General features: G+C 44.4%; 20 protein-coding genes. 7 read left to right on the forward strand and 13 right to left on the reverse strand.

Annotation, left to right across the window (positions count from 1 at the left end):
• Positions 1 to 67: 67 nt before the first annotated feature.
• Positions 68 to 397: an RNA recognition motif domain-containing protein gene (locus SIO70_RS12600; RefSeq protein ID WP_072361796.1), complete on the reverse strand. Its 330-nt coding sequence runs from the start codon at positions 395 to 397 to the stop codon at positions 68 to 70.
• A gap of 206 nt (positions 398 to 603) precedes the next feature.
• Between SIO70_RS12600 and SIO70_RS12605 the strand changes: the two genes are divergently transcribed.
• The gene (locus tag SIO70_RS12605) at positions 604 to 1,323 is read left to right on the forward strand and encodes a hypothetical protein (protein WP_320581206.1); all 720 of its coding nucleotides are present in this window, start codon (positions 604 to 606) and stop codon (positions 1,321 to 1,323) included.
• Between the two features lie 98 nt (positions 1,324 to 1,421).
• Here the strand turns inward: SIO70_RS12605 and SIO70_RS12610 are convergent, their stop codons facing one another.
• The 4 genes from SIO70_RS12610 to SIO70_RS12625 form a co-directional block, all read right to left on the reverse strand.
• A complete protein-coding gene (locus tag SIO70_RS12610) occupies positions 1,422 to 2,036 on the reverse strand; it encodes a DUF4230 domain-containing protein (RefSeq protein ID WP_320581207.1) in 615 nt (204 codons plus the stop codon).
• Positions 2,037 to 2,191: 155 nt separating this feature from the next.
• Positions 2,192 to 2,707: a cupin domain-containing protein gene (locus tag SIO70_RS12615; protein ID WP_320581208.1), complete on the reverse strand. Its 516-nt coding sequence runs from the start codon at positions 2,705 to 2,707 to the stop codon at positions 2,192 to 2,194.
• 297 nt (positions 2,708 to 3,004) lie between these two features.
• A complete protein-coding gene (locus tag SIO70_RS12620; RefSeq protein WP_320581209.1) occupies positions 3,005 to 3,811 on the reverse strand; it encodes a DUF6597 domain-containing transcriptional factor in 807 nt (268 codons plus the stop codon).
• A gap of 243 nt (positions 3,812 to 4,054) precedes the next feature.
• Entirely contained in the window at positions 4,055 to 6,805 is a 2,751-nt protein-coding gene (locus SIO70_RS12625; protein WP_320581210.1) for an alpha/beta hydrolase family protein, read from the reverse strand.
• A 407-nt stretch (positions 6,806 to 7,212) separates the two neighbouring features.
• Here SIO70_RS12625 and SIO70_RS12630 point away from each other — a divergent pair, with 407 nt between their 5' ends.
• The 3 genes from SIO70_RS12630 to SIO70_RS12640 are packed head-to-tail and all read left to right on the forward strand — an operon-like array spanning position 7,213 to position 12,735.
• Positions 7,213 to 10,317, forward strand: coding sequence for a SusC/RagA family TonB-linked outer membrane protein (locus SIO70_RS12630; protein WP_320581211.1), 3,105 nt, complete (start codon positions 7,213 to 7,215; stop codon positions 10,315 to 10,317).
• Positions 10,318 to 10,333: 16 nt separating this feature from the next.
• Positions 10,334 to 11,962 (forward strand): SusD/RagB family nutrient-binding outer membrane lipoprotein, encoded by a 1,629-nt coding sequence (locus SIO70_RS12635; RefSeq protein ID WP_320581212.1) that lies wholly within the window; start codon positions 10,334 to 10,336, stop codon positions 11,960 to 11,962.
• 11 nt (positions 11,963 to 11,973) lie between these two features.
• Positions 11,974 to 12,735 (forward strand): DUF4397 domain-containing protein, encoded by a 762-nt coding sequence (locus tag SIO70_RS12640; RefSeq protein WP_320581213.1) that lies wholly within the window; start codon positions 11,974 to 11,976, stop codon positions 12,733 to 12,735.
• Positions 12,736 to 12,769: 34 nt separating this feature from the next.
• On the opposite strand, the gene SIO70_RS12645 is transcribed toward SIO70_RS12640, so the two are convergent.
• The 4 genes from SIO70_RS12645 to SIO70_RS12660 form a co-directional block, all read right to left on the reverse strand.
• Positions 12,770 to 13,633: a DMT family transporter gene (locus tag SIO70_RS12645; RefSeq protein ID WP_320581214.1), complete on the reverse strand. Its 864-nt coding sequence runs from the start codon at positions 13,631 to 13,633 to the stop codon at positions 12,770 to 12,772.
• Positions 13,634 to 13,683: 50 nt separating this feature from the next.
• On the reverse strand, positions 13,684 to 14,448 hold the full coding sequence (locus SIO70_RS12650; protein ID WP_320581215.1) for a polyprenol monophosphomannose synthase: 765 nt from the start codon (positions 14,446 to 14,448) through the stop codon (positions 13,684 to 13,686).
• 69 nt (positions 14,449 to 14,517) lie between these two features.
• The gene (locus SIO70_RS12655; protein ID WP_320581216.1) at positions 14,518 to 15,291 is read right to left on the reverse strand and encodes a 3'-5' exonuclease; all 774 of its coding nucleotides are present in this window, start codon (positions 15,289 to 15,291) and stop codon (positions 14,518 to 14,520) included.
• Positions 15,292 to 15,300: 9 nt separating this feature from the next.
• Complete coding sequence (locus SIO70_RS12660; protein WP_320581217.1) at positions 15,301 to 16,653, reverse strand: UDP-N-acetylmuramate--L-alanine ligase; 1,353 nt, start codon at positions 16,651 to 16,653, stop codon at positions 15,301 to 15,303.
• A gap of 329 nt (positions 16,654 to 16,982) precedes the next feature.
• Between SIO70_RS12660 and ytxJ the strand changes: the two genes are divergently transcribed.
• The 3 genes from ytxJ to aroQ all read left to right on the forward strand — a co-directional run bounded on the left by ytxJ (position 16,983) and on the right by aroQ (position 18,444).
• Positions 16,983 to 17,312: a bacillithiol system redox-active protein YtxJ gene (gene ytxJ, locus SIO70_RS12665; protein ID WP_320581218.1), complete on the forward strand. Its 330-nt coding sequence runs from the start codon at positions 16,983 to 16,985 to the stop codon at positions 17,310 to 17,312.
• Between the two features lie 138 nt (positions 17,313 to 17,450).
• Entirely contained in the window at positions 17,451 to 18,014 is a 564-nt protein-coding gene (locus SIO70_RS12670; RefSeq protein WP_320581219.1) for a UbiX family flavin prenyltransferase, read from the forward strand.
• 16 nt (positions 18,015 to 18,030) lie between these two features.
• Positions 18,031 to 18,444, forward strand: a complete 414-nt coding sequence (gene aroQ, locus SIO70_RS12675; RefSeq protein ID WP_083722796.1) for a type II 3-dehydroquinate dehydratase — start codon at positions 18,031 to 18,033, stop codon at positions 18,442 to 18,444.
• Between the two features lie 200 nt (positions 18,445 to 18,644).
• Here the strand turns inward: aroQ and bioB are convergent, their stop codons facing one another.
• The 4 genes from bioB to SIO70_RS12695 form a co-directional block, all read right to left on the reverse strand.
• Positions 18,645 to 19,637 carry a biotin synthase BioB gene (gene bioB / locus SIO70_RS12680; RefSeq protein WP_083722795.1) on the reverse strand — a complete coding sequence of 331 codons (993 nt, stop codon included), beginning with the start codon at positions 19,635 to 19,637 and terminating at the stop codon, positions 18,645 to 18,647.
• Between the two features lie 88 nt (positions 19,638 to 19,725).
• Positions 19,726 to 20,826, reverse strand: coding sequence for a M42 family metallopeptidase (locus SIO70_RS12685; RefSeq protein WP_320581220.1), 1,101 nt, complete (start codon positions 20,824 to 20,826; stop codon positions 19,726 to 19,728).
• A gap of 63 nt (positions 20,827 to 20,889) precedes the next feature.
• Positions 20,890 to 21,720: a UbiA family prenyltransferase gene (locus SIO70_RS12690; protein ID WP_320581221.1), complete on the reverse strand. Its 831-nt coding sequence runs from the start codon at positions 21,718 to 21,720 to the stop codon at positions 20,890 to 20,892.
• Positions 21,721 to 21,742: 22 nt separating this feature from the next.
• On the reverse strand, positions 21,743 to 23,281 hold the full coding sequence (locus tag SIO70_RS12695; RefSeq protein ID WP_320581222.1) for an acyl-CoA carboxylase subunit beta: 1,539 nt from the start codon (positions 23,279 to 23,281) through the stop codon (positions 21,743 to 21,745).
• Positions 23,282 to 23,320: the final 39 nt, after the last annotated feature.

Here is a 23,320-nt window from a genome sequence, read left to right on the forward strand (position 1 = left end):
AAGCTCCCAATCGGAATCGGGAGCCTTTAATTTCTTGACCGAAATAAGCTTTGGGCCAACAGAATAATTAGTAACGGCCACGGCCACCGCCGCCACCATATCCGCCGCCACCGCGGTTTCCACCAAATCCACCACCTCTTGAATTATTATTCGGTTGTTTAGGTCTTGCTTCGTTTACCATCAGTTGTTTGCCTTCGATTTCAGTACCGTTCAAACTATCCATAGCCTTGCTACCTTCTTCCTGGTTTGGCATTTCCACAAAACCAAAACCGCGTGAACGGCCAGTCTCATGGTCCTTGATAATTTTTGCAGAAGTTACCTCGCCAAATTCGCTGAATATCTGGTGAAGGTCCGCATCGTTCAACCTGTAGTGCAGGTTGGCTACGTAAATGTTCATGACTAAAAAATTAAAAAAATGAAAAATAATACTGAAGTTAAAGAAATAAGTTCAATAAATGCATCAGCCCTCAAAATTATTTCCTGATAGGAGTTTTTGGGGGTCATTTTGACCCTGGAATCCCCATGGATACCACAAAAATGGGTGGTGGAATATGCACTTTTTTTTGTAAATTAAGTGTGATAATCCATTAATTTATCTTTAATATGAAGAGTCTGAGCGAAACTTGGTTTGCAGACGGTTATATTGATTTTGAGTCGAAAAAGTACTCTTTACTGGCTTATCTTCAACAAATCAACCGTTATTTTAATGAAAACAAGCTGTATCCGCAGCTGGGGGACCTCATTTTTCACTACAACAACCTGGTATCTTTCAGGGACAACAAGCAGTACCTGCAACAACAATTTCCCAAGAGACTGACCGCTGTGAATATTGAACGTCTACAGTTATTGTATGAGCAGATCATCGCGGATGATGAGCTGATGAAGGAGCTGGAAAATATTATTCAGTTCGCTATGTTCCGGATGAATACTGCCATCAAAGATGGTACTGAAATCTATGAATTTGTAGAGGACAGTCTGCAGATTTCCCCCGTAGGCCTAATTCCCCTGGATTCTCAGGAGGGGTATTTCTTTTTGTGTGATGGCCGGCAACAGGAGACTTTGGTATATGAGTACAGGTTAAGCATTTTTGAGCGGCACGATGAGAGGTATAGGGGAATTCACACAGAGTACCTTGAGTCATTTGCTAAAGATCTTGTTCATTCCTGCGAACATATCAAAACTACTCTTATTAAAAAACGGAAGAAACTGCCGAATCCTGCTGTGTACCGCGTGGATACGAAGCTGGCATTTCCTATAAATGAAACATTGTTACCGATCGCCAAACGAAGTCTAGTAAAATACATCGCCAATAATGCCGCCTAAAAATCGCGGTCACTGCTGCCACTGGCCTTTGGCCAGTGGCAGCAGTGACCGCCCGTGCAAAAAAATCAGGTCGGGCAAAGCCCGACCTGATTTTTTTGCTAATTGAGAGTAGGGACCTTTTCGCCATCAAACTCCACTATTAACTCGTGATCCTTTAACCACGGTTTATAATATTCTTTGATAATCTTCACCACCTTTTCTTTACTCTGATTCACATACAACTTATTCCCCTCCAATTGCCCCCTCGATTCTGTATATAATTTCTTCTGCACATCTGTATACGTCTCGTCATCCGAAAACAACAACCACCCCTTCCTGTTCGCCGTCTCCATCCTGTCTACCCTTAACTCATAACTCAACAACTTCGGCTCCGGCAACTTCACCACAATCTTTTTATCAGAAATTTCCACCTTAAAATTCAGGGAATCCACATCCACCCCATACTTCGCCACATAAGGCACCGTCACCCAAATTGTATTCTCTACAAATGCTTTTTTCATATTACTCATCCAACTCCCATCATTCGCCACATTGCTCCTCTTGATCGTCGCATTCCCCTGCACTTCCAAACTTGCCAGCTCCGCAATCTCCCTTACAATCATGCTGTTTGATAATATCTCCTGGTTCACATTCTTACTCCCAAACTGTTTTCCCAGCCAGAAGAGTAATAATGCAAACCCTACTAATATCAAAAACCGTATAAACTTTTTCATATTGGCAATCATAAATTATCTGGTTAATTTAACCATCATTGATCTGATAAATTCAATCCTCAATTACCCGGTTAGCTCATTCACCAGCCATCATTGATTTGGTCAATTCAGTCCTCACTATCAGCTTGCTGATTAATTCAGCCCTAAACCTTCAGTTATCTGGTTAATTCCTCCACAATTCCCGCATGCGCAGGGTACGCCTTCTGCAATTCCGCCCGGTCCCCCAACTCAAAATCCGCAAAATCAAACCCCGGCGCTACCGTACATCCTACCAATGTATACCCATCTTCCACCTCTACTCTCGAAGCAAACCAACTCCCCGCCGATATCACCAACTGTGGCGTTTCTCCCAAATGCACATGTTTCCCCAACTGATGCACCACCAGTGCCCCCTCTGCCTTAATCTCATATATCGTGAGTGTATACCCATCATAAAAATGCCACATCTCATCTGCTGCTATTCTATGGAAAGCAGAAAAATCCCCAAATTCCAGCAAGAAATAAATCCCCGTCGAAGCATTCCGCTCCCCTTTAAAGGTAGACGGCAATACAGACGTTGGCACTTTCAGAGCCGCCCGGTACGTTTCCCGGAAAGAACCGCCTTCCACATGAGATTCCAATTGCAAATGTTCACGCCAGTACTCGGCGTTGTGGTTATGGTTGAGCATCATAGAAATCAGTATGAGCTACAAAGAAAGCAAAAAAGGTGCCTCGAACAAGACACCTTTTTAATTGTATAGTAAAAATTATCTGCGCAAGCAAAAATTCAAGCAGGGGAATAGAAGCATTATTCCTATCGTTTCGCCACCGCCATCGTCTGTGATACAAACATTCAGGCTATCGTAAAATCAATCCTCACTTTCGCCACCGCCATCGTCTGTGATACAAACATTCAGGCTATCGTAAAATCAATCCTCACTTTCGCCACCGCCATCGTCTATGATACAAACATTCAGGCTATCGTAAAATTACGCCACCGCCATCGTCTGTGCCACCGGCATCCTCGCTATCGTACTCTCAGAACCCTTAAAAAACTGAAAATCCTGATTAAACAAATCCTGGTTGTAAGACTCACTCTTCGTAATAAACGACTGCCACTGTTCTACATTCATCTGCTGCATATGCCTCATCGCATCTCTGAATCTTAACATCCTGGCATACAACTGTGGCGTTATCCCAATCACCTCCATAAACTTCCTCTCCAATGTAGGACGGGAAATCTTAAACTTCCTCACCAACCTTTCAATATTCACATGCCCCTGATGACGCAGCATATAATCAGCTACTTCATCCATCTGCTTCAGAGGATGCTCCTGTGTAGACATCATATCAATAAACACCTTATCCAGCACAGCATCCAACTGCATAAAATTGGTAGTTTGCTGTATCGCTTCTACCAAATGCTGCCACTGCCCACTATCCTGCTTCAGCAAATCACGATAATAATTGTTAAAAGCGGACATGTTCAATCCGGCCAGTTTATAACAACCATAAGCATTCAGCTGTACAACCGTCATCTTTACCGGCCCTTGTACCTTGATGGTATGATGACAGGTGAAATGTCCTACCACAGCTGCTTTAGGCAGTGTAAAAGAAGCATGTTGTTCAGGCTGAAAAGTTACTTCACCCTCCTGCAAGAAAACCATATACAGGTCACCCAAAGAAAACAGGTTCTGAGGAAGATGTAGCAAGCCATCATTGCTATTCTGTAAATGATAGTAATGCTTTACATAAGGGGCAAGCGATGCCGCCGGGGAGTAGATACGGAAGTTCATAGGATCAGCATGTTAGGTGGTTAGTCGGTTACAATCACATTCCAATCAGGGTCTCATTTCTGATACAAACATAGAACTTAGATAGTATATAAAAAAAAATAATTTGATTGAACTGAGACACAATACTTTATAACGGATAAATCGGGCTAAAAGCAATAAGGGCCGCAATTTGCGGCCCTTATTGCTTTTGATTTGTATCCCTGAAATCAGTTAGTTAACAACTGTTTTGCCCGGCATCGGACATTAGTTTTTCTCTACATCCCAACCCCAGTTTCTACCCTTATCCAACGCAGGCACCCCTTTCGAAATCCACTCAGGCGCAGGTGCCCCCTTCAGGAAATGATCAAAGAACTGTTGCTCCCTACGGGAAATATCTTTTCTATTCTGCCGCTGTATCAAATTATGTGCTTCATTGTTGTAATTCAGCATCCACACTGGTTTCCCCAGTCTGCGCATACCTGTAAACAGCTCTATACCCTGATACCAGGGCACTGCACCGTCCGCATCGTTTGCCATGATTGCCAATGGAGTAGAAACATTTGGCAGGTGGAAGAGGGGGGAATTCTCGATATACAATTCCGGTTTCTCCCACAGCGTAGCACCAATACGACTCTGAGACCGCTCATACTGGAACTGCCTGTTCATACCACTTTCCCATCTGATACCACCATAAGCACTCGTCATATTTGCCACTGGCGCACCCGCCCATGCTGCACTGAACAACTTAGTAGCAGTGATCAGGTAAGCCACCTGATAACCACCCCAACTTTGCCCCTGTATACCCATCTTCGTACTATCTGCCCATGAATGTGCCGCTAATGCACGTGCTCCACTCACTACATAGTCATACGCACTTTTGCCCGGATGCCCTTTTTCATAATGAATATCAGGTACCAGTACCAGATAACCTCTGCTCACAAAGAAAGAAATATTCAGTCTGGAAGGTGTCGGTGCAGGTGGAATATACCAGTATAATTGCTCAGACAATTTCTCATAAAAATACATCAGCACCGGATAAGACTTCGTACTATCAAAGTCTTCCGGTTTGTACAAAATACCTTCAGCCGGCTGACCATTATAAGCCGTCCATTTAAAGAGAGAAGCTGTACCCCAGTTATATTCCGCCTGCTGTGGATTGAGATGACTCAGTTGTACAGCATGTGGAATATCGCTACCACCATATACATCCGGAGATTGCTGATAATTTTCTTTTGAATACAAATAGTAATTCGCATTATCTGCCTTTACCAGTTTTGTATAGTTGTAAGGCCCCATTACTACTGGTTTCAAATTACTCTTTGTACTTTCTGCCGTATAATAACCGTTTTCTTTTGTGATATCATTATAAGTCACCAACACCAGTTGCTGACCTGCTTTCAGGAAGCGTTCATCTTTAGTTAATTTCACATAGCGGAACACAAGATGCTGTTGTCTGCCCGTACCACCTGTAATCATTACTGGCGCCTGCTTTCCGGCAGGATCTACTTTCCAGATATCATACCTGTCGTAGATATACACAGCTGCATCCTTTTCCAGCCATGCTGCAATACCATAGTTACCCGGTGTTTCCGGCTGATCATCTTCTTCATCATATACCTGAACAGGGATGTTGGAAGTGATATTACGCGTAGTACCTGTTGCAGTTTCGTATGTGAAATAATGTTTTTGATTCAGGTCATACCAGATCACATATTTACCATCAGGAGAAATATAAGATGCACTATCCAGGTCTTTGATGATCAGTTTGCGTGAAGCATCTGTAATACGCAGCAGGTAAGATGTTTTCAACGTACCGCCTGTCCACTGTACCGCCACTCTCTGATCTTTGTCTGTATAGGCAATTGCATAATCACTATTCCCTTCATCAGCAACCTTCACATTATCCACATCTTTATCTGCGAGTTGCAATACTTTTTTATTATCAGGAAAATATACAGCGAGGAAATTCTTCTGCTGATCTTTTTCCAGGTTTTTCAGCTGCATCGGTTGCAGGTAATCATCCAGGTAATTCCAGATATCTACTTTTGCCACTTCAAATTCTACGATACTTGTATCCTTTGCAGGCGGAACAGGTGCAGAACCAAAGAATAATCTTTCACCATTTTTGCTGAACCATACTTTACCATTTTGACTCACAGACCAACCTGCCGGAAACGCCTTGGTGTTCCTATCCGCCACAATCGCACCCGTATCCTGACCAGCAGTATAGTAATACAATTCATAGAACTGTTGCAGTGCTTTTACGCTATCGCGGGTGTTTACCCAGGCCGCTTGTTTACCTGCATCATCAAATGAAAGTTGTGTTCTGTTCCCAAAACCTCTGCTCAGTGTATCTGCTTTTCTCGCGCCTACATCCCAGCGCAGCAAGGCATCATGTGTAGTAGAATCTTTTTTATCTGCCACCAGTTCTACGAGCAGGTAGTTACCCGTTTTACTGATCACATAATCCTGTACGTTTTTTATGGTATCCTGTTGTTGTTTATTGAGCGATACAATCACCAGGTTGCCGCTACTCGTATCCACCTGTGTTTTTTCCAGCAGGTAAGCGAGTACACCGCTGCCTTTTTCAGGTGTTTTGAAACTGCGGATGGTACCTGTTTTGTATACAGTATCTGCACCAGGATACAAGATCCCCAGTGAGTCTTTCGGCATTTCTGCCGGTTTTTTCTTTTTAATTTTTGCCTGTCTTACAGCCGCAAAAGTGGGTTTAATGGCAAACACCACATACCGGTTATCTTCTGTGATGACCGGTGTACTACCACGGGGCACCGAAATTTGTTTCTTTGATTTTGTGTTATAGATCACCAGCGAAGCATCACCTTCCTGTGGTGTAATGGTATAAGCAACTAATTGTCCGTTGTTGCTGATGACTTTGGTGCCAATGCTTTGCCAGCTGTCATACACACTTTGATCGAGCGGTTTTTTTGCTGGTTGTTGCGCATAGGTGAGAAGAGATATGCCGGATAGAACGGCTGTAACCATCATTTTTTTCATATGACTACCAAATTAAAAAAAATACACTTCGCGAATCCCGTAAAAAGTATGAAAGGTTAAATAAAAATAATAGTATTTTCTCCCCAATGCCGCTTTATGCATGAATCAATAAACATATTTGCATAAATTGGCCAAATAAATGCGGGAATATGCGGTTTTTTTATTTGTTTTATGGTGAAGGGTAAGTATACCAGTATGTAAGAATTTTTATCAACCAGCTTTAACTATTGAACTTTTTCATTCATCTGAGCCGTAGTCACATTTGATCGTAAACAATAGCACTATGTAGCTACAGGGTATTCATTTACTGAGGTACACAAGTATCACTCAGTTTATTCTGGTTTGTTGAAACTGCGCTATCTGCGCAGCAGGGATGCTTTTGCCTATTTATTCATAAAATCAATGCTATGCGAAAATTTGCCGGAATGATGATAGTCCTGCTTCTATCCTCATTATTACAGTCATTTGGTCAGACGGCGCCGGTAACAGGTACCGTATTGGCAGAAGACGGGAAAACCCCTTTGATTGGTGTAACTGTAGTCAACACTACCACCAAAAAAGGGACCCAAACCGATGCCAGCGGCCACTATACCATTCCCGCTGAAAAAGATCAACAACTCCTCTTTTCGTACATCGGCTATGGCATAGTAAGAATCAATGCCAGCGATGCCTCCAAAGTCGTGATGAAACCCAGCAATGGTGAACTCGGCGAAGTGGTAGTCACTGCCATGGACATCAAGCGTAATGCCCGTGAACTCGGTTACTCCGTACAGCGTGTAAGTGGTGATGAAATCGCCGCCACCCAACGTGAAAACTTTGTCAATGCTTTACAAGGCAGGGTAGCCGGTGTGACCATCACACCTACCACAGGACAGGCAGGCTCCGGTTCCTCTATCGTACTCAGAGGTTTCAACTCTCTCTCCCTGAGCAACCAACCACTGTTCGTCGTAGATGGTATCATCGTTGACAACCAGACCCTGAACCAAAGCTCCAATGGCGGTGCAGGTATCGGCCTCGTATCCGACATGGCAAACAAAAACAGTGATTACACCAACCGCGCTGCCGACATCAACCCTGCTGATATCGCCAGCATCACCGTACTGAAAGGCCCTGAAGCCACTGCATTGTATGGTAGCCAGGCCAGCTCCGGCGCCATCGTGATCACTACCAAAAGAAGCAAAGGAAAAGGCATTCACGTGAGCTATGACAATAGCTTCCGTACACAAAAGATCACCCGCTTCAATAAAGTGACCAATGCCTACAACACTGGTAATGACGGCGTGTATAGCTCCATCTTCCAGTCTGGTAGTGGCACCTTCTTTGGTCCTAAATACAGCGATACCACAAAACTGTATGATAACGTGCACAACTTTTTCAGAACCGGTTTTACCCAAAGCCATAACCTCGGTGTTGACTTTGGTGTGAAGAATTCCGGTTTTCGTTTCTCTGCATCTTACATCAACCAGGATGGTGTGATCCCTAACAATAATTACAAGAAACTCAACCTGCGCTTAAGCAATACTACCAAAATCGGTAAGTATGTAGAAATCACACCGAGCTTCTCTGTAATCAACAGTGTGAACAACAAACCCCTGAGAGGTGCCGGCGGTTACCTGCTGGATTTATACCTCTGGCCTACCGATCATGATATCCATGACTGGCAGGATTCTACAGGTGGCAAAGCTACTCTCGTAGCGGGCAACTCTCCGAATTCAGAAGTAGATAACCCCGTATTCAGTGTGGAACGTAACCTGAGCCAGGATAAAAATAACCGTTACATCGCGACCCTGGGTATCAACATCAATCCATTCCCATGGCTGGTAGTAGCAGGTCGCTTCGGTTACGATGCCTATCACACCGACGGTTATATGTTATACAACCCTGATTCCTACAATGTTACTGCCGCACAAAATGGTGCACTGGAAAATTACTACCTGAAATATTGGAGTTATAACCACACCATCACTGCAACCGCTACCAAGAGTTACAAGAAGTTCAACGGTCGCTTAATGATCGGTACCATGTGGCAGGATAATGAAACAGGTATGTATGCCGTAAGAGGTACCAACCTCACTGACCCTATGGGTACAGACAGCAGCAATACAGATCCCACCACCCGTACCCGCCTGCTCAGAAATGCAAAAGGCCTGTACAACATGAGCATCAACAGGAATATCGCTTACTTCGGCGAAGCAGCCATCGGCTACAGCGATCTCGCATTCGTGAGCTTCACACAGCGTTTCGAAACAACGAGCATCATGCCAGCCGCCTCCCGCAATTATAACTACCCAGGCATCAGCGCCAGCTTCATTCCAAGTGAAGTGATTCCAGGTATGAAAACCAGCAAGGTGCTGAGCTACTGGAAAGTACGCGCTTCCATGGCGAGTACCGCACGACTCTCTTCACCCTATGCCAACCAGTCTGTATTTGTGAATAACCTGGCTAGTGGTGGTGGATATTCATATGGGTATACCAATGCGAATCCTAACCTGAAACCGGAAAGACAAAAGACCTTTGAAATAGGTACAGAGTTCAGGATGTTCGATGGTAAAATCAATGCAGAAGTTTCTTACTACAATACACTGGTGAAAGACCAGATCGCTGAAAACTTCCGCGCCAGCTATGCTACCGGTTTTATCCTGAATACCATGAACGCGGCCTCTACCCGCAATAAAGGTATCGAAGCCATGATCTCTGCGACACCCGTGCGAAAAAAAGATTTTGGATGGGACCTGACACTGAACTTTAACAAGATGTACAACAAGGTGCTTGCCATCCCAAGCACCCTCACTGAATATTACATCGCTGATACCTGGGTGTACGGCAATGCCAGAGGGGGGCTCAAGAAAGGCGGTGCAACGACTACTATCACAGGTTATCACTATTCCCGCAGCAACAAAGGTGATATCCTCATCAATCCTTTAACAGGCCTCCCTGTTGTCGATGCTACCTTCGGCGTGATCGGTGATCGTAATCCAGACTTCACCCTGGGTATCAACAATACCCTCCGTTATAAAAAATGGACATTGAGTTTCCTCTGGGACCTGAAAGTTGGCGGTGATGTATTTGACGCTACCGACATGTACCTGACCGTTCAAGGTAAAGGCATCAAGACTGCCGACAGAGAAACTGCCCGTATCATCAAAGGTGTGCTGAACGATGGATTGCAGAACACAGACAAGCCTACAGAAAACAATATCGTAGTACTCCCTTATCGCCAGCAGGCTTACTATACAAATATGCCTGAAGAAGAATTCATACAGAAAGATGTGAACTGGTTCCGCCTTCGCGATCTGACCATCAGCTACAACTTTGGCAAGTGGAAAGGTATCAGCAACATAGGTGCATTCGCCACCTTCAATGACCTGGTACTGATCACCAACTACAGAGGCGCAGACCCTGTAAGCAATGGTAATACATCTGCCAACAGAGGCGTGGGTGGTTTTGGATTTGACTATGGCAACCTGCCTGCTCCGGTGAGTGCCAACTTTGGTTTAAGGGTTTCATTTTAATTAAAAAACTACAGGTATGACTAAGAATAAATTGTTGAAATATGCCTGCTTCGGCGCTATCATAGGTATGCTGGGTACGGGGTGTAAGAAGCTGATTGATGATGCCTACACCAATCCCAATGCGGATGTGGAACAACCGATCGAAACATTATTGCCCAACCTGATCTCTAACCTGGTCAACAGTTATACGGCCAATGGTACGAACTATGGAACCGTAGTAGATAACTATTACATCGGGCGTTATATACAATTTTGGTGTGCAAATGCTAATGGCAACCAATACGACAAAATGGGAGGCGCTACGGGTTCCAGCGACATCATGGGGAACCTGTGGGCTGCCCACTATTATGGCATGGGACAAAACCTGAACAAGGTAGTAGAGTGGGGGATTGAACAAAAGAAATGGGATTACGTAGGTGTCGCCTATGCACTGCGTGCCTGGGGATGGCTCAGTCTCACGGATCAATATGGTGAAGTAGTGTTGAAAGAAGCCTTCAACACCAGCCAGGATCAGTTTGACTACGACTCACAGGCCGAAGTATACGATACTGCCAGGGCTGTTGCTTTTCGTGCACTCACTTACCTGAACATGACTGGTGATAATGTAAGCGCTACCAACCTTGCCAAAGGCGATGCTTACCTCTACAATGGTGATGTGAATAAGTGGAAGAAGTTTGTATATGGTGTTCTTGCCCGTTCTTACAATCATCTCTCCAATAAATCTACTTACCAGCCGGATTCTGTAATCAAGTATGCAGATCTGGCCATGAGCAGCAATGAAGATAATGCCATTTACAGAGTAGCGAATGCATCAACCAGCGCGACTAAAAACTACTTTGGTCCTTTCCGTGCAAACATCGGTTCTCTTGTACAGGGCGAGTATATCGCCAACCTTGAAAGTGGCAACAACACCGTCTTCCCAGTGGCTGATCCCCGTGCTTACTACCTGATTCGTGAAAATTTCAATGGTACCTTCAAAGGTATCCGTCCTAACTATGGCGCTACCGGTAGCACTGGTTTAGATACTGCCGATCTGCCACGCAACTATTGGGGTGGTCAGTATAGTTCTTCCAAATCACTGAATCCACGTTACCTCTATGCAGATGATTCTCCATGGCCGGTAATGACAGCTACAGAAATGCAATTCATGAAAGCAGAAGCGGCTTATCGCAAAGGTGATAAGGCTACTGCCTTGACTGCCTATACAAACGCGATCTCTCTCAGCATGGATATGATGTTGGATTATCCTACAAACATTCCTACAGGCAAGGAAATGACGGCTACTGCAAAAGCCACTTACATGGCCAATGCCAGTGTGGTACCTACAAGTGCGGCAAACCTGACCCTCACACATATCATGCTGCAAAAGTACATTGCTATGTATTGCTTTGGTGTAAATGAAGTATGGGTAGATATGCGTCGATTCCACTACACAGACCTCGACCCTGTTACAGGGGCGCAGGTATATGCAGGATGGACGCCGCTCAGCGCTGCTGATCTGTATATCAATAACAACCAGAAACTGACTTACCGTTGTCGTCCAAGGTACAACTCAGAGTACCTGTACAACATTCCTGCACTGACAGCATTGGGTGCTTTGGAACTGGATTATCACACGAAGGAATGCTGGTTTTCACAACAATAAAAATATTTGATATGCGGAGATTCATATTAGCAGGTATGGCCTTATTGATGGGGATCACAGCCTGTAAAAAGGAATTCACGATTCATGCTACGCAAGAAGGAACAAGTGGAAAAGCGTATTTAAAAGTAGTACATGTATCAACAAACCTGGATACATTCAATATCTATGTGGGAGGTACTAAAGTGAATGGTGCTGCCATCACTTACAATGGTATCTACCCTGTATCAGGTGTCAATTCTTATCTCACTATTGACCCTGGTACACAAACAGTAGAGCTGTTTAAACCCGGTACTTTAGTCGGTGACAGCATCAGTTTACAAAGCTTCAGTGACACTTTCGAAGCTGGTAAATACTATACTTTTATTCTCACCAGTGCAGGGCAGATCTTTACACAGGATGCATTCCCTACACCTGATACCGGCAAGATCGATATCCGTTTTATTCACACGGTCTTAAACGATACCACCGGTCAAACCGTTGATCTCTACTCCGCCAAACATGGTGTGGTAGTGGCAGGACTTAGTCCCGGTGAACTGAGTGATTACATCCCGGTCGCTTACAATGTAAACGTAAAGGATACGCTCTATGTAACCCGTTCTGCTTCGTCAGATACACCGTTGTCAGGTAGGTCTGTATTTGCTACCATGGCATTAACTACCGGGAATATCGCGAACCTTACTGTACAACGCAGTTACACCGTTATTTTCAAAGGAAGTATATCAGTGACATCTGGTACTAAGGCTCGGGGTTTGATCGGGTATGTACATTATTAAAATAAAAGAAGCCGCCTCATAAAGGCGGCTTCTTTTATTTTGCTATCACTCTTCGCATCTGCAAAAACACCGAAAGAATAATACACCCCAACCCCGCATAAAAAGCCCAGCTCAACTGCTTATTCTCCTGAAATAACGCAAACGCTATAATAATACTATAAACCGGTTCTAAATTAAAAGTCAGATTAGTCGTAAACGAACTCACCTTCTTCAACGCCGCCATCAGTAACATATACATACACACCGTACACGCCCAGCTCAATATCAGCAAATAAATCAGATCCGTCGTAGACGGCAGTAAGAAATGTTGATTCACCACTCCCAAATACATCGGCATAAACATCGACAGCACCACAAATCCTACCAACAACTCATAAAACGTAATGGAAGGTGAATCATAATGCATGAGCAACTGCTTATTCACAATGGTAAACAACGCCGCAAAAACTGATGACACGATCCCCATTATAATTCCTGTATGATACTGCGAATCAAAATGGAAAATCATCACAATCCCTGCCAGGGTAATCCCACTCAATAGCAACTCTCTCACATCAAATTTTCGCCGGCTGATAATCGGATCCAGCACCGCTGTAAACAAACTTGTCAATGAAAAACAAACCACACCTATACTTACATTCGAGTACTTAATACTCCCATAAAAGAACAGCCAGTGCATAGCAATCACCACACCATTCAATCCAATAGGCACCAATTGTCTCCACGACAGTCGCGACAACATTCCCTTCCAGCGAAATATAATAAACAGAGAAATGACAGTGAATAATAGTCGGTACCAAACGAGCAATCCTTCATTCAGGGAAATCAACTTCCCCAGGATGCCTGTAAAACCTGCCAGGAAGACTGACAGGTGTAATTGCAGCAAAGGTTTTTTCATTTTTGTATCAGTTCGCTGCCAATAGGCTGAGGCAGCGATATCAGCATTCTCTATTGTTCCTGCTCCTGTAACTGTTCGTTCCGCACTCTTCTCTCATACTTCCTAAACAGGCTCTCCCATTGAATCTTTAGCACGCCCAATATCCCTTCTTTTACAATCCCCTTGCTCATCTTGGAATATCCTTCCTTACGATCTATAAAGGTGATAGGCACTTCCTTCACCTTAAAGCCCAGTTTCCAGGCAGTAAACTTCATTTCGATCTGGAATGCATATCCAACGAACCGGATCGCATCCAGGTTAATAGATTCCAGTACCTGTCTCTTGTAACATACGAATCCGGCGGTCGCATCTTTTACACGCATCCAGGTCACGAACCGTACATATACAGAAGCGCCGTAGGAGAGCACAGCCCTGTCCCATGGCCAGTTTTCGGTTCTGCCACCTTTTACATAGCGGGAGCCAACGGCTACATCCCCACCTTCTCTTGCACAGGCATTATAAAGCCTTGGCAGATCTTTCGGGTTATGGGAGAAGTCCGCGTCCATCTCGAAGATATACTGGTATCCCTTGGCCAACGCCCACTTGAACCCATGAATATAGGCAGTACCCAACCCTTGTTTGCCGCTTCTTTCCGAAAGGAAGAGCTCCCCCGGATGTTGCTGCTGTAAGGACTTTACTATATTCCCGGTTCCATCCGGCGACCCATCGTCAACGATCAGAATGTGAAAGTCCTCCTGCAGTGAGAATACTGCATCAATGATCTTCCTGATATTATCCTTCTCGTTGTAGGTCGGAATGATGACAAGCTTTTCCAATCAGCTAAGTGTTGTTTTAGGACTGCGAAATTATAATAATCGGGAAATATGTTCCCTATTTTATAAACATTAAATCTTTTTTAACATCATACTATGGTAGATGTCTGTGAGTTTTTGCTTGGTATTCAAAGGGAAATCGGCCTTCATCATCCAGTCATAATATTGAGGCTCAATCTTCAACACATCTCTTACCGCCCTGCCTTTGTACTTTCCGAAGTTGAAAACTTCTGTGCCGTTCTGCATGATCATGCGGCGGGCAAAGTCAACATATTCTTCTTCTTTGGTAAATTCAGCCAGGGGTTCCACCTCTGATTGTAACTGTTCGTAACGGTCGAGCTGGGCTTCCAGGATTTCGTAAGTAGCGAGTGCATCGGCTTCCGCGCTATGTGCATTCTCAAGATTCTTATCGCAGTAGAATTTGTAGGCCGCGCTGAGGGTACGCTTCTCCATCAGATGGAAGATCTTCTGTACATCGATGAATTTACGTCCTTTTACATCGAATTCCAGTCCGGTACGGAGGAATTCTTCTACCAGCAGCGGTATGTCAAAACGGTTTGAGTTATATCCGGCTATATCGCAATTGTCCATGAACTGTCTCAGTTCATTCGCAGCCTGTTTAAATGTAGGACAATCCTTCACATCTTCATCACTGATTCCATGAATGGCAGTAGTAGCTGGAGGGATCGGCATGCCTGGGTTGATGCGTCTTGTTTTTTTCTGAATGCTCTTGTCGGGCATTACTTTAACGATCGCAATCTCGATGATACGGTCTGTGGCCACATTGGTACCGGTTGTCTCAAGGTCAATAACGGCCAGGGGCCTTGTAAGTTGCAGTGATGGCATGACTGATTTTTATAAATACTTTGTGAGCGAAGGTACGTTCATTCCTTCATAATCTCCTGAACTCATCAGCAGGAGGTTTGCATTCTGATAATTTTGTGCGTCCAGAAACGCCTGCAGATGCTCTCTGTTATTGAATACCTGGAGGTCGTTTCTGCCAAATCCCTGTGCAATGCCTTCCGGCTGCAGATCTGGCATACGCTTGATTTCCAGGGCATGACGACTATAAAATACGGCAGGCACATCTGCCTTGTCCATAGCACCCTGGTACTGCACCATAAAGGCGGCATTCAGGCTGCTATAAGTATGTAATTCCAGTACAGCGATCAGCTGACGGGATGGGTATTGTTCTTTTAGGGCTTCGATCGTGGCCTTCACTTTGGATGGTGCATGGGCAAAGTCGCGGTAAATAGCGCAATGATCATTTTTGCCTACCAGTTCCAGTCGCTTCGCTGCCCCTTTGAAGGTAGCAATGGCGGATAGAAACGTAGTATCATCTACGCCCAGTTCGTTGCAAACCAGTCTGGCAGCGTGCATATTCAGCAGGTTGTGGTCGCCGAATACTTCCAATTCTTTGGTTTGACCACCAAAGGTAACGCTGGTCACACCATTGTTGATCTGGTGCGGAGGTACGCCATAAGGGACCAGTTTCAGGTGACCGCCTTCGGCATTTACCAGCTTCACCAGCTCAGGATCGGTATCGTTATAGATCAGGGTCGCGCCCTTTTCCATGGTTTTGATAAAGATAGAGAACTGTTCCAGGTAGATCTCATAAGTAGGGAACACATTAATGTGGTCCCAGGCAATACCGGTTAAAACAGCGATATGTGGGTGGAGAAAATGGAACTTCGGGCGCTTTTCGATCACAGAGGCAGGGTATTCGTCTGCTTCCATCACGATGGTGGGTGCACTGGTGATGTTCACGGATTGTGCAAAACCAGCCAGACGTGCGCCTACAAGGTAATCGAAGTCCTGGCCTGCCTGTTGTAACACATGCATAATCATAGCAGTAGTGGTGGTTTTACCATGACTGCCACCGACTGCCACACGTTTCTTTTGCAAACTTTCCTGGTAGATATATTCGGGGAATGAGTAGATCCTGAGGTTCAGTTCTTTGGCTTTCAGTAGTTCAGGGTTGTCGCCACGGGCGTGCATACCAAGAATGACAGCGTCCAGGTCTGGGGTAATGCGGGAATCATCCCACCCCATGGTAGCAGGCAGAATACCTGCCTGGCGCAGGTTGCTGAGAGCAGGCTCGAATATTTCGTCGTCACTCCCTGTCACCTGGTAACCTTTTATCTTCAGTGCTATTGCCAGCTGGTGCATCACGCTACCACCTATAGCAATAAAATGTACTTTTGTCATATGCAATAAAACAGTTGCCGGTATTTTGCGTTATATTTATGTAAAACGGGAAAAAGGGCTGATATTATCAATAAAATTTTTAATATAAATTTTATATTTGCAAAGTAACGTCAAAAAATGGCGATTAAAAAAGTGATATCACCTTTCCCTATGAAATTTCATTTACCACTTAAACATCCCTTTATGCAAGTATCATTCAAAGTTTTGGGCGGCGCTGCGCTTATTTGTATCTTTGCTACTTTATTCACTTCGTGTGCGTCTCAAAACAAATTGGGCTGTCCGATGAAGATAGGCAAGGTGGGCCATGCGACAAACAGCAAAGATTGTTAATGAATTGGATTCCTTTAACTAATGAAGATCAGTTAAATTCCATCAAGGAAGCATCTGAAACGGAAGCCGTTGTAATTTTTAAGCACAGCACCCGCTGTTCCATCAGTGCGGTAGCGAAATCAAGGCTCGACAGAGCTGAAGCGCCTGAGAATATGACTTTCTATTATCTGGACCTTATTAAGTATCGGAAAATATCAGATGAAATTGCAGCGACTTATGGTGTAGAGCATGAATCTCCCCAGGTGTTGCTGATAAAGAATGGGAAATGTGTGTATGATGAGAGCCATAGTGCCATTATAATGGATGAGCTGGTATCACATGCAAATTAAGAGTTATTAGCTTGCAGCTATTTATCCAAAGAAATTAGTACCGGCCACAAGGCCGGTATTTTTTTTATCAGTTGGGGGACTATTAAGAGATAGTCTGTATTTGAAAGTAGCGCTTATTTTTTACCTAGCTTTGTAAGTATGAAACACCGTATAGTTGTAGCAGTTACCGGGGCCAGCGGGGCCATTTATGCACGTCAGTTATTGCAGAAGCTTGAAAAAGCTGCTGCGCAGACAGAAGCCGTGGCCATTGTGATGACGGAAAATGCCAAAACGGTGTGGGAAACGGAACTGGGTACGGACGATTATAAGATATTGTCCTTTAAAACCTATACCCAGCAGGATTTCATGGCACCGTTTGCCAGTGGCTCAGGCAGGTATGATACGATGATCATTTGCCCCTGTTCCATGGGCACCCTGGGCCGGATAGCCGGAGGAATGAGCAATGACCTGATCACCCGGGCAGCCGATGTGGTGCTGAAAGAACGTCGCAAACTGATATGTGTAGTAAGGGAAACCCCTTACAATGTGATCCATATTAAAAACATGCTTACGGTCACAGAGGCAGGAGGGATCATTTGCCCGGCTACACCATCTTTTTACAGTGTACCTTCCACATTAGAGGAAGTAGCTGCAACTGTAGTAGACAGGGTCATTGATCTGGCTGGCATTCAGCAGGATACCTATAGATGGGGACAAGAATAATTAGTAATTTGTACAAATGAAAATAGCAATCATTAATGGCCCTAACCTGAATTTATTGGGTAAAAGGGAGCCGGGTATCTACGGAAATGAATCTTTTGAAGATTATTTCGTAAAACTTAAGCAGTTATTTGCAGATGTAGAGCTGGAATATTTTCAGAATAATTCCGAAGGGAATATAATCGATATTTTACATGAGATAGGTTTTACCTATGATGGGATTTTGTTGAATGCAGGTGCGTATACACATTACTCGATTGCCATCAGAGATGCAATAGCGGCTATTAAAACGCCGGTGTTAGAAATTCATATCAGTAATGTGCATGCAAGGGAAGAGTTCAGACATACATCTGTAATTGCTCCTGTGTGTAAAGGAACGATTGCTGGTTTGGGAATGAAAGGATATGCGTTAGGGATAAATTACTTCCTATAATCGCGAAATTCTTTCTGCTCGCTTGCGAAATTCTATCAAGGAGGTTACGGAATTCAATCAGCTCGCTTACGAGATTCTATCAGCAAGCGGAGCTTGCTGATAGAATCCCGCCCCAAAAAAAATCGCTTTTCCCAAAGGGGAAAAGCGATTTTTTTTGGAATGATTTTAAGTAATATTTAGTTTAAATTAAGCGCTATTACTTAGAATATCGCCGCCTGAACTTCCTCACCCTTAAACGCCTCTCTCGGTTTCAACCCCAACAATTCAAACATCATATGATCCTCCTCAAATGAAGGATTCGCCGTCGTCAACAACTTCTCACCCGTAAATATAGAATTCGCACCCGCCATAAAACACAGCGCCTGCTCAGACATACTCATCTCCGCACGTCCCGCACTCAACCTCACCATCGCTTTCGGCATCAAAATACGCGTTGTCGCAATCATCCTCACCATATCCCAAAACTGTACCTTCGGCATATTTTCCAGTGGCGTACCTTTTACACGTGTCAATGCATTGATCGGCACTGAATCCGGATGCACCGGCAAATTGCTCAGCGTATGGATCATACCAATCCTGTCCTCATGGCTCTCACCCAGACCAATAATACCTCCACAGCAAACACTCACCCCTGCCTTACGTACATTATCCAACGTTTTCAAACGATCATCATAAGTCCTGGTCGTAATAATCTGCTCATAATACTCTCCGGAAGTATCCAGGTTGTGGTTGTAAGCATATAAGCCTGCATCCGCCAATTTCTGCGCCTGATCTTCCGTAAGCATACCAAGCGTACAGCATACTTCCATGCCCATTTCATTTACACCTTTTACCATTTCAAGTACACGGTCAAAGTCGCGGTTATCCCGCACCTCTCTCCATGCAGCACCCATACAGAAACGGGTAGAACCAGCTTCGCGCGCTTTTGCCGCATATGCCAGCACCGCATCTTTCTGCATCAGGCCATGTACTTTAATGTCGGTATTATAGCGCGCTGCCTGGGGGCAGTAAGCACAGTCTTCGGTACAACCACCGGTTTTGATGGAGAGCAAAGTACATACCTGTACTTCCGCCGTATCCTGCGTCTGTCTGTGAACAGATGCCGCACGGAAAACGAGCTCCAGTAAGGGCGTATTGTAGATCTCTTTTATTTCTTCAATAGACCAGTCGTGACGGATCTGCACATCTTGCATAATAATGTAATTTGAGTAGCAAATCTATACATTTAATCCATACTGCCAAACTACGGAGTATGAATGGATTAGGTGTCTAAACACCTAATTACAGGTATAGGAAGTTTGTTTTTGGTGTAATGTTCAGTAATGTGTTGTAAATCAATAATATAGTGTTCTCTATGTCGTCTTTCTTCACCATTTCTACCGTAGTATGCATATATCGTAGCGGTAAACTGATCAATGCAGAAGGTGTACCATCATTCGCATATGCAAATGCATCTGTATCTGTACCGGTACTGCGGCTTACTGCATGCAGCTGGTGAGGAATATCATTCTTCTTCGCTGTCTTGATGATCAGATCACGGAGAATGTTGTGTACCGCCGGACCATAAGTAATGCTTGGACCGGAACCACACCTGATTTCACCTTCAATATTTTTGTTGATCATTGGCGTAGTGGTATCGTGCGTTACGTCTGTGATGATCGCAACATTTGCCTTGATGCGTTTTGCAATCATCTCAGCACCTCTCAAACCAACTTCTTCCTGCACTGCATTTACGATGTACAGACCGAAAGGCAGCTCCTGCTTCTTTTCTTTCAGCATACGTGCAACTTCTGCAATCATAAAACCACCAATCCGGTTATCGATCGCACGACATACATAATAGTCATTTGACAGCTCTTCAAAACCATCTTCGAACGTCACCACACAACCTACATGGATACCCAGTTCCTCCACTTCCTTACGGCTGCGTGCACCGCAATCCAGGAAGATGTTGTCTACCTTAGGTTGTGGCTCTTTGCCTTCTGTGCTACGCATACGTGTATGAATAGCCGGCCATCCGAACACGGCCTTTACAGTACCATTTTCAGTATGAATATTCACTCTCTTGGATGGTGCGATCTGCTGATCAGAACCACCATTGCGGATCACATAAATCAACCCTTCAGGAGAAATATAATTTACAAACCAGGAAATTTCGTCGGCATGTGCTTCTATCACGACTTTGAAGGGTGCTTTGGGATTGATCACTCCCACCGCAGAACCATATGCATCTACAAAGTACTCATCAATATAAGGCTTCAGATATTCCAGCCACAGTTTCTGTCCTTCCTTCTCAAAACCAGTAGGGGAGGGATTATTCAGGTAATTCCGCAGGAACGTAAGCGCGTCCTTGCTTATTACGGACTTTTGCTTTTTTGACATGCTGTTAATGTAATTTATGGCACAAAAGTAAGGAAAAGCTATTACGTGTATAGACCTTAATTATCAGGCAACCACTGCTATGTAGTGTAGTACGGCCGATAACATAACCAGCCCATCCAATACGAAGTAATAGTAATAATCCGATCTTGTGTTGAGTGTATATTTAGTAAGTAAAGCAGTAATGACGATTGGTGTCAACAGGTAAAAAGTAATAATATCCCTGCATACCAAAAACGCAAACAGCGCCGATATCAGCAATGAAAAGAAATACAATCTCATCAACGCCGGCTTACTAAGCCATGTGATGAGTGAACGGATCCCCTCTCTTTTATCCGACTCTACATCCCGATAGTCAAACAGTATGCACAATGCATAGATTATAAAGAACCGGTGTACGATATAAAGTACAGCCTGCGTGGTAAAGTGTGCGCCTGACAAAAAGATGGGCAGTACATTCGTGACATATACCCATACCGACGTCAGGAAGATCGTTTTACCAATAGCAATTTTACGCAGCCAGGTAAAAGGAGGAATCGGAATTTTAGGAGCAGAATACAAAAAGGTCAGAAAGGCGGCGCCACTGAGTTCCAGCCAGTAGGCCTTCAGGTCCCAAAAACAGATGGCAGCACCTATGCCGCCGATAATAGCGAAGACGAGTTGCAGGTTCTTATGCCGCACTCCCCACTGCAATCGTGGCGAAGATGAATACTCGGCAGGCGTAAGATACCAGTGAAAATTATAACTACAGATCGTCGAGAAAAATGCGAATTTATAATAGTCAATATTGACCGGATGTAAATTCAATAAGGTGTTCGTTTGCCATATAAGTAATATGGCACAGAGCGAGACGTAAACCGACGAGAACAATAAAAAGTTAGTAAATGCCCTGAACATAGTGGGATGCAATTTACAGCAATCACAATGGAATATTTCCATGTTTTTTGCGTGGCAGCGTCACTACTTTATTTTCCAACATCGCAAACCCTTTGATCAGCTTGATCCTTGTCAGTTCAGGCAATATTACCTCATCAATGTATCCCTTTTCTGCTGCTAAATAAGGATTGGCAAACCGTTCTGTATACTCTGCCACCAGTTCGTTCATCCTGGCTTCAGGATCTGGAGCTGTATCAATTTCTTTTTTATAAATAATTTCTACCGCGCCCTTTGGTCCCATCACTGCAATCTCTGCCTGCGGAAAAGCAAAGTTGAGGTCGGCCCCGATATGCTTTGAGTTCATTACACAATAGGCGCCACCATAAGCTTTGCGGGTAGTCACCGTAATTTTAGGTACGGTGGCTTCGCTGAGTGCAAAGAGTAGTTTTGCTCCGTTGGTAATGATCCCATTCCATTCCTGATCTGTTCCTGGCAGAAATCCGGGTACATCTACCAGTACCAGCAGTGGAATATTAAATGCATCACAAAAGCGGGTAAAACGGGCTCCCTTTACTGAAGCCTTTATATCCAGTACCCCCGCCAGGTGTGCCGGTTGGTTGGCCACAATGCCAATACTCCTGCCTGCAATACGGGCAAAGCCTACTATAATATTCTCTGCATAATTCGCATGTACTTCAAAGAAACTATCCATATCCGTCAATTCAGCGATCACGTCCTTCATATCATAAGGTTGATTACTGTTTGGAGGAATAATGGTATTCAGTGCTGCTCTCTTTTCATCTGCAGGTGTATAAGGGTATTTCGGTGCATCTTCTTCACAGTTCTGCGGTACATAAGTAAGCAGTTGCCGGATGTTTTGAATACATTCCACTTCATTGGCGCAGCTAAAGTGTGTCACACCACTTTTGGAGGCATGGGTATGTGCACCACCCAGTTCTTCAGAAGTAACTTCCTCATGCGTAACGGTCTTTACCACATTCGGTCCTGTTACGAACATATAAGAAGTCTGTTCCACCATCAGGATAAAATCGGTAATAGCAGGGGAATATACAGCACCGCCGGCACAGGGGCCCATGATGGCCGATATTTGTGGTATGACACCCGAGGCCCGGGTATTGCGATAAAAGATATCTGCATAACCACCCAGGCTCACGACACCTTCCTGTATGCGTGCACCGCCACTATCATTCAGACCAATTACAGGTGCCCCATTCTGCATAGCCAGGTCCATGATCTTACAGATCTTGCGGGCATGGGGTTCAGAAAGACTGCCCCCATAGACAGTAAAATCCTGTGAAAAAACATAGACGAGCCGGCCATTGATCGTGCCAAAACCGGTGACAACGCCGTCTCCCGGAAAATTTTCCTGGTCGGTGGTCAGACCACGGTTGCGATTATGTACAAACATATCCAGTTCTTCAAAAGAACCTTCATCCATCAGTAATTGTAATCTCTCACGGGCTGTAAGTTTTCCTTTTTTATGCTGCGAGGCGGTTCGGGCTTCGCCTCCGCCGAGCATAGCTTCGGCTATTTTGTTTTGGAGTTCCGTGGTTTTGTCCATTGTATCAAGGTGTTAAATAACGCGCGAACACTAAATATC

This window comes from Chitinophaga sancti, from assembly GCF_034087045.1.
Lineage (GTDB): Bacteria > Bacteroidota > Bacteroidia > Chitinophagales > Chitinophagaceae > Chitinophaga > Chitinophaga sancti_B.

Excerpts from the sequence above, each read along its gene's own strand:
- SIO70_RS12660 (WP_320581217.1), bottom strand. The coding sequence starts at position 16,653 with ATGACAAAAGTACATTTTATTGCTATAGGTGGTAGCGTGATGCACCAG.
- SIO70_RS12690 (WP_320581221.1), bottom strand. The coding sequence starts at position 21,720 with ATGTTCAGGGCATTTACTAACTTTTTATTGTTCTCGTCGGTTTACGTC.
- SIO70_RS12655 (WP_320581216.1), bottom strand. The coding sequence starts at position 15,291 with ATGCCATCACTGCAACTTACAAGGCCCCTGGCCGTTATTGACCTTGAG.
- SIO70_RS12615 (WP_320581208.1), bottom strand. The coding sequence starts at position 2,707 with ATGATGCTCAACCATAACCACAACGCCGAGTACTGGCGTGAACATTTG.
- SIO70_RS12640 (WP_320581213.1), top strand. The coding sequence starts at position 11,974 with ATGCGGAGATTCATATTAGCAGGTATGGCCTTATTGATGGGGATCACA.
- ytxJ (WP_320581218.1), top strand. The coding sequence starts at position 16,983 with ATGAATTGGATTCCTTTAACTAATGAAGATCAGTTAAATTCCATCAAG.
- SIO70_RS12600 (WP_072361796.1), bottom strand. The coding sequence starts at position 397 with ATGAACATTTACGTAGCCAACCTGCACTACAGGTTGAACGATGCGGAC.
- SIO70_RS12670 (WP_320581219.1), top strand. The coding sequence starts at position 17,451 with ATGAAACACCGTATAGTTGTAGCAGTTACCGGGGCCAGCGGGGCCATT.
- SIO70_RS12695 (WP_320581222.1), bottom strand. The coding sequence starts at position 23,281 with ATGGACAAAACCACGGAACTCCAAAACAAAATAGCCGAAGCTATGCTC.
- SIO70_RS12620 (WP_320581209.1), bottom strand. The coding sequence starts at position 3,811 with ATGAACTTCCGTATCTACTCCCCGGCGGCATCGCTTGCCCCTTATGTA.
- SIO70_RS12610 (WP_320581207.1), bottom strand. The coding sequence starts at position 2,036 with ATGAAAAAGTTTATACGGTTTTTGATATTAGTAGGGTTTGCATTATTA.
- SIO70_RS12605 (WP_320581206.1), top strand. The coding sequence starts at position 604 with ATGAAGAGTCTGAGCGAAACTTGGTTTGCAGACGGTTATATTGATTTT.
- bioB (WP_083722795.1), bottom strand. The coding sequence starts at position 19,637 with ATGCAAGATGTGCAGATCCGTCACGACTGGTCTATTGAAGAAATAAAA.
- SIO70_RS12685 (WP_320581220.1), bottom strand. The coding sequence starts at position 20,826 with ATGTCAAAAAAGCAAAAGTCCGTAATAAGCAAGGACGCGCTTACGTTC.
- SIO70_RS12645 (WP_320581214.1), bottom strand. The coding sequence starts at position 13,633 with ATGAAAAAACCTTTGCTGCAATTACACCTGTCAGTCTTCCTGGCAGGT.
- SIO70_RS12625 (WP_320581210.1), bottom strand. The coding sequence starts at position 6,805 with ATGAAAAAAATGATGGTTACAGCCGTTCTATCCGGCATATCTCTTCTC.
- SIO70_RS12635 (WP_320581212.1), top strand. The coding sequence starts at position 10,334 with ATGACTAAGAATAAATTGTTGAAATATGCCTGCTTCGGCGCTATCATA.
- aroQ (WP_083722796.1), top strand. The coding sequence starts at position 18,031 with ATGAAAATAGCAATCATTAATGGCCCTAACCTGAATTTATTGGGTAAA.
- SIO70_RS12630 (WP_320581211.1), top strand. The coding sequence starts at position 7,213 with ATGCGAAAATTTGCCGGAATGATGATAGTCCTGCTTCTATCCTCATTA.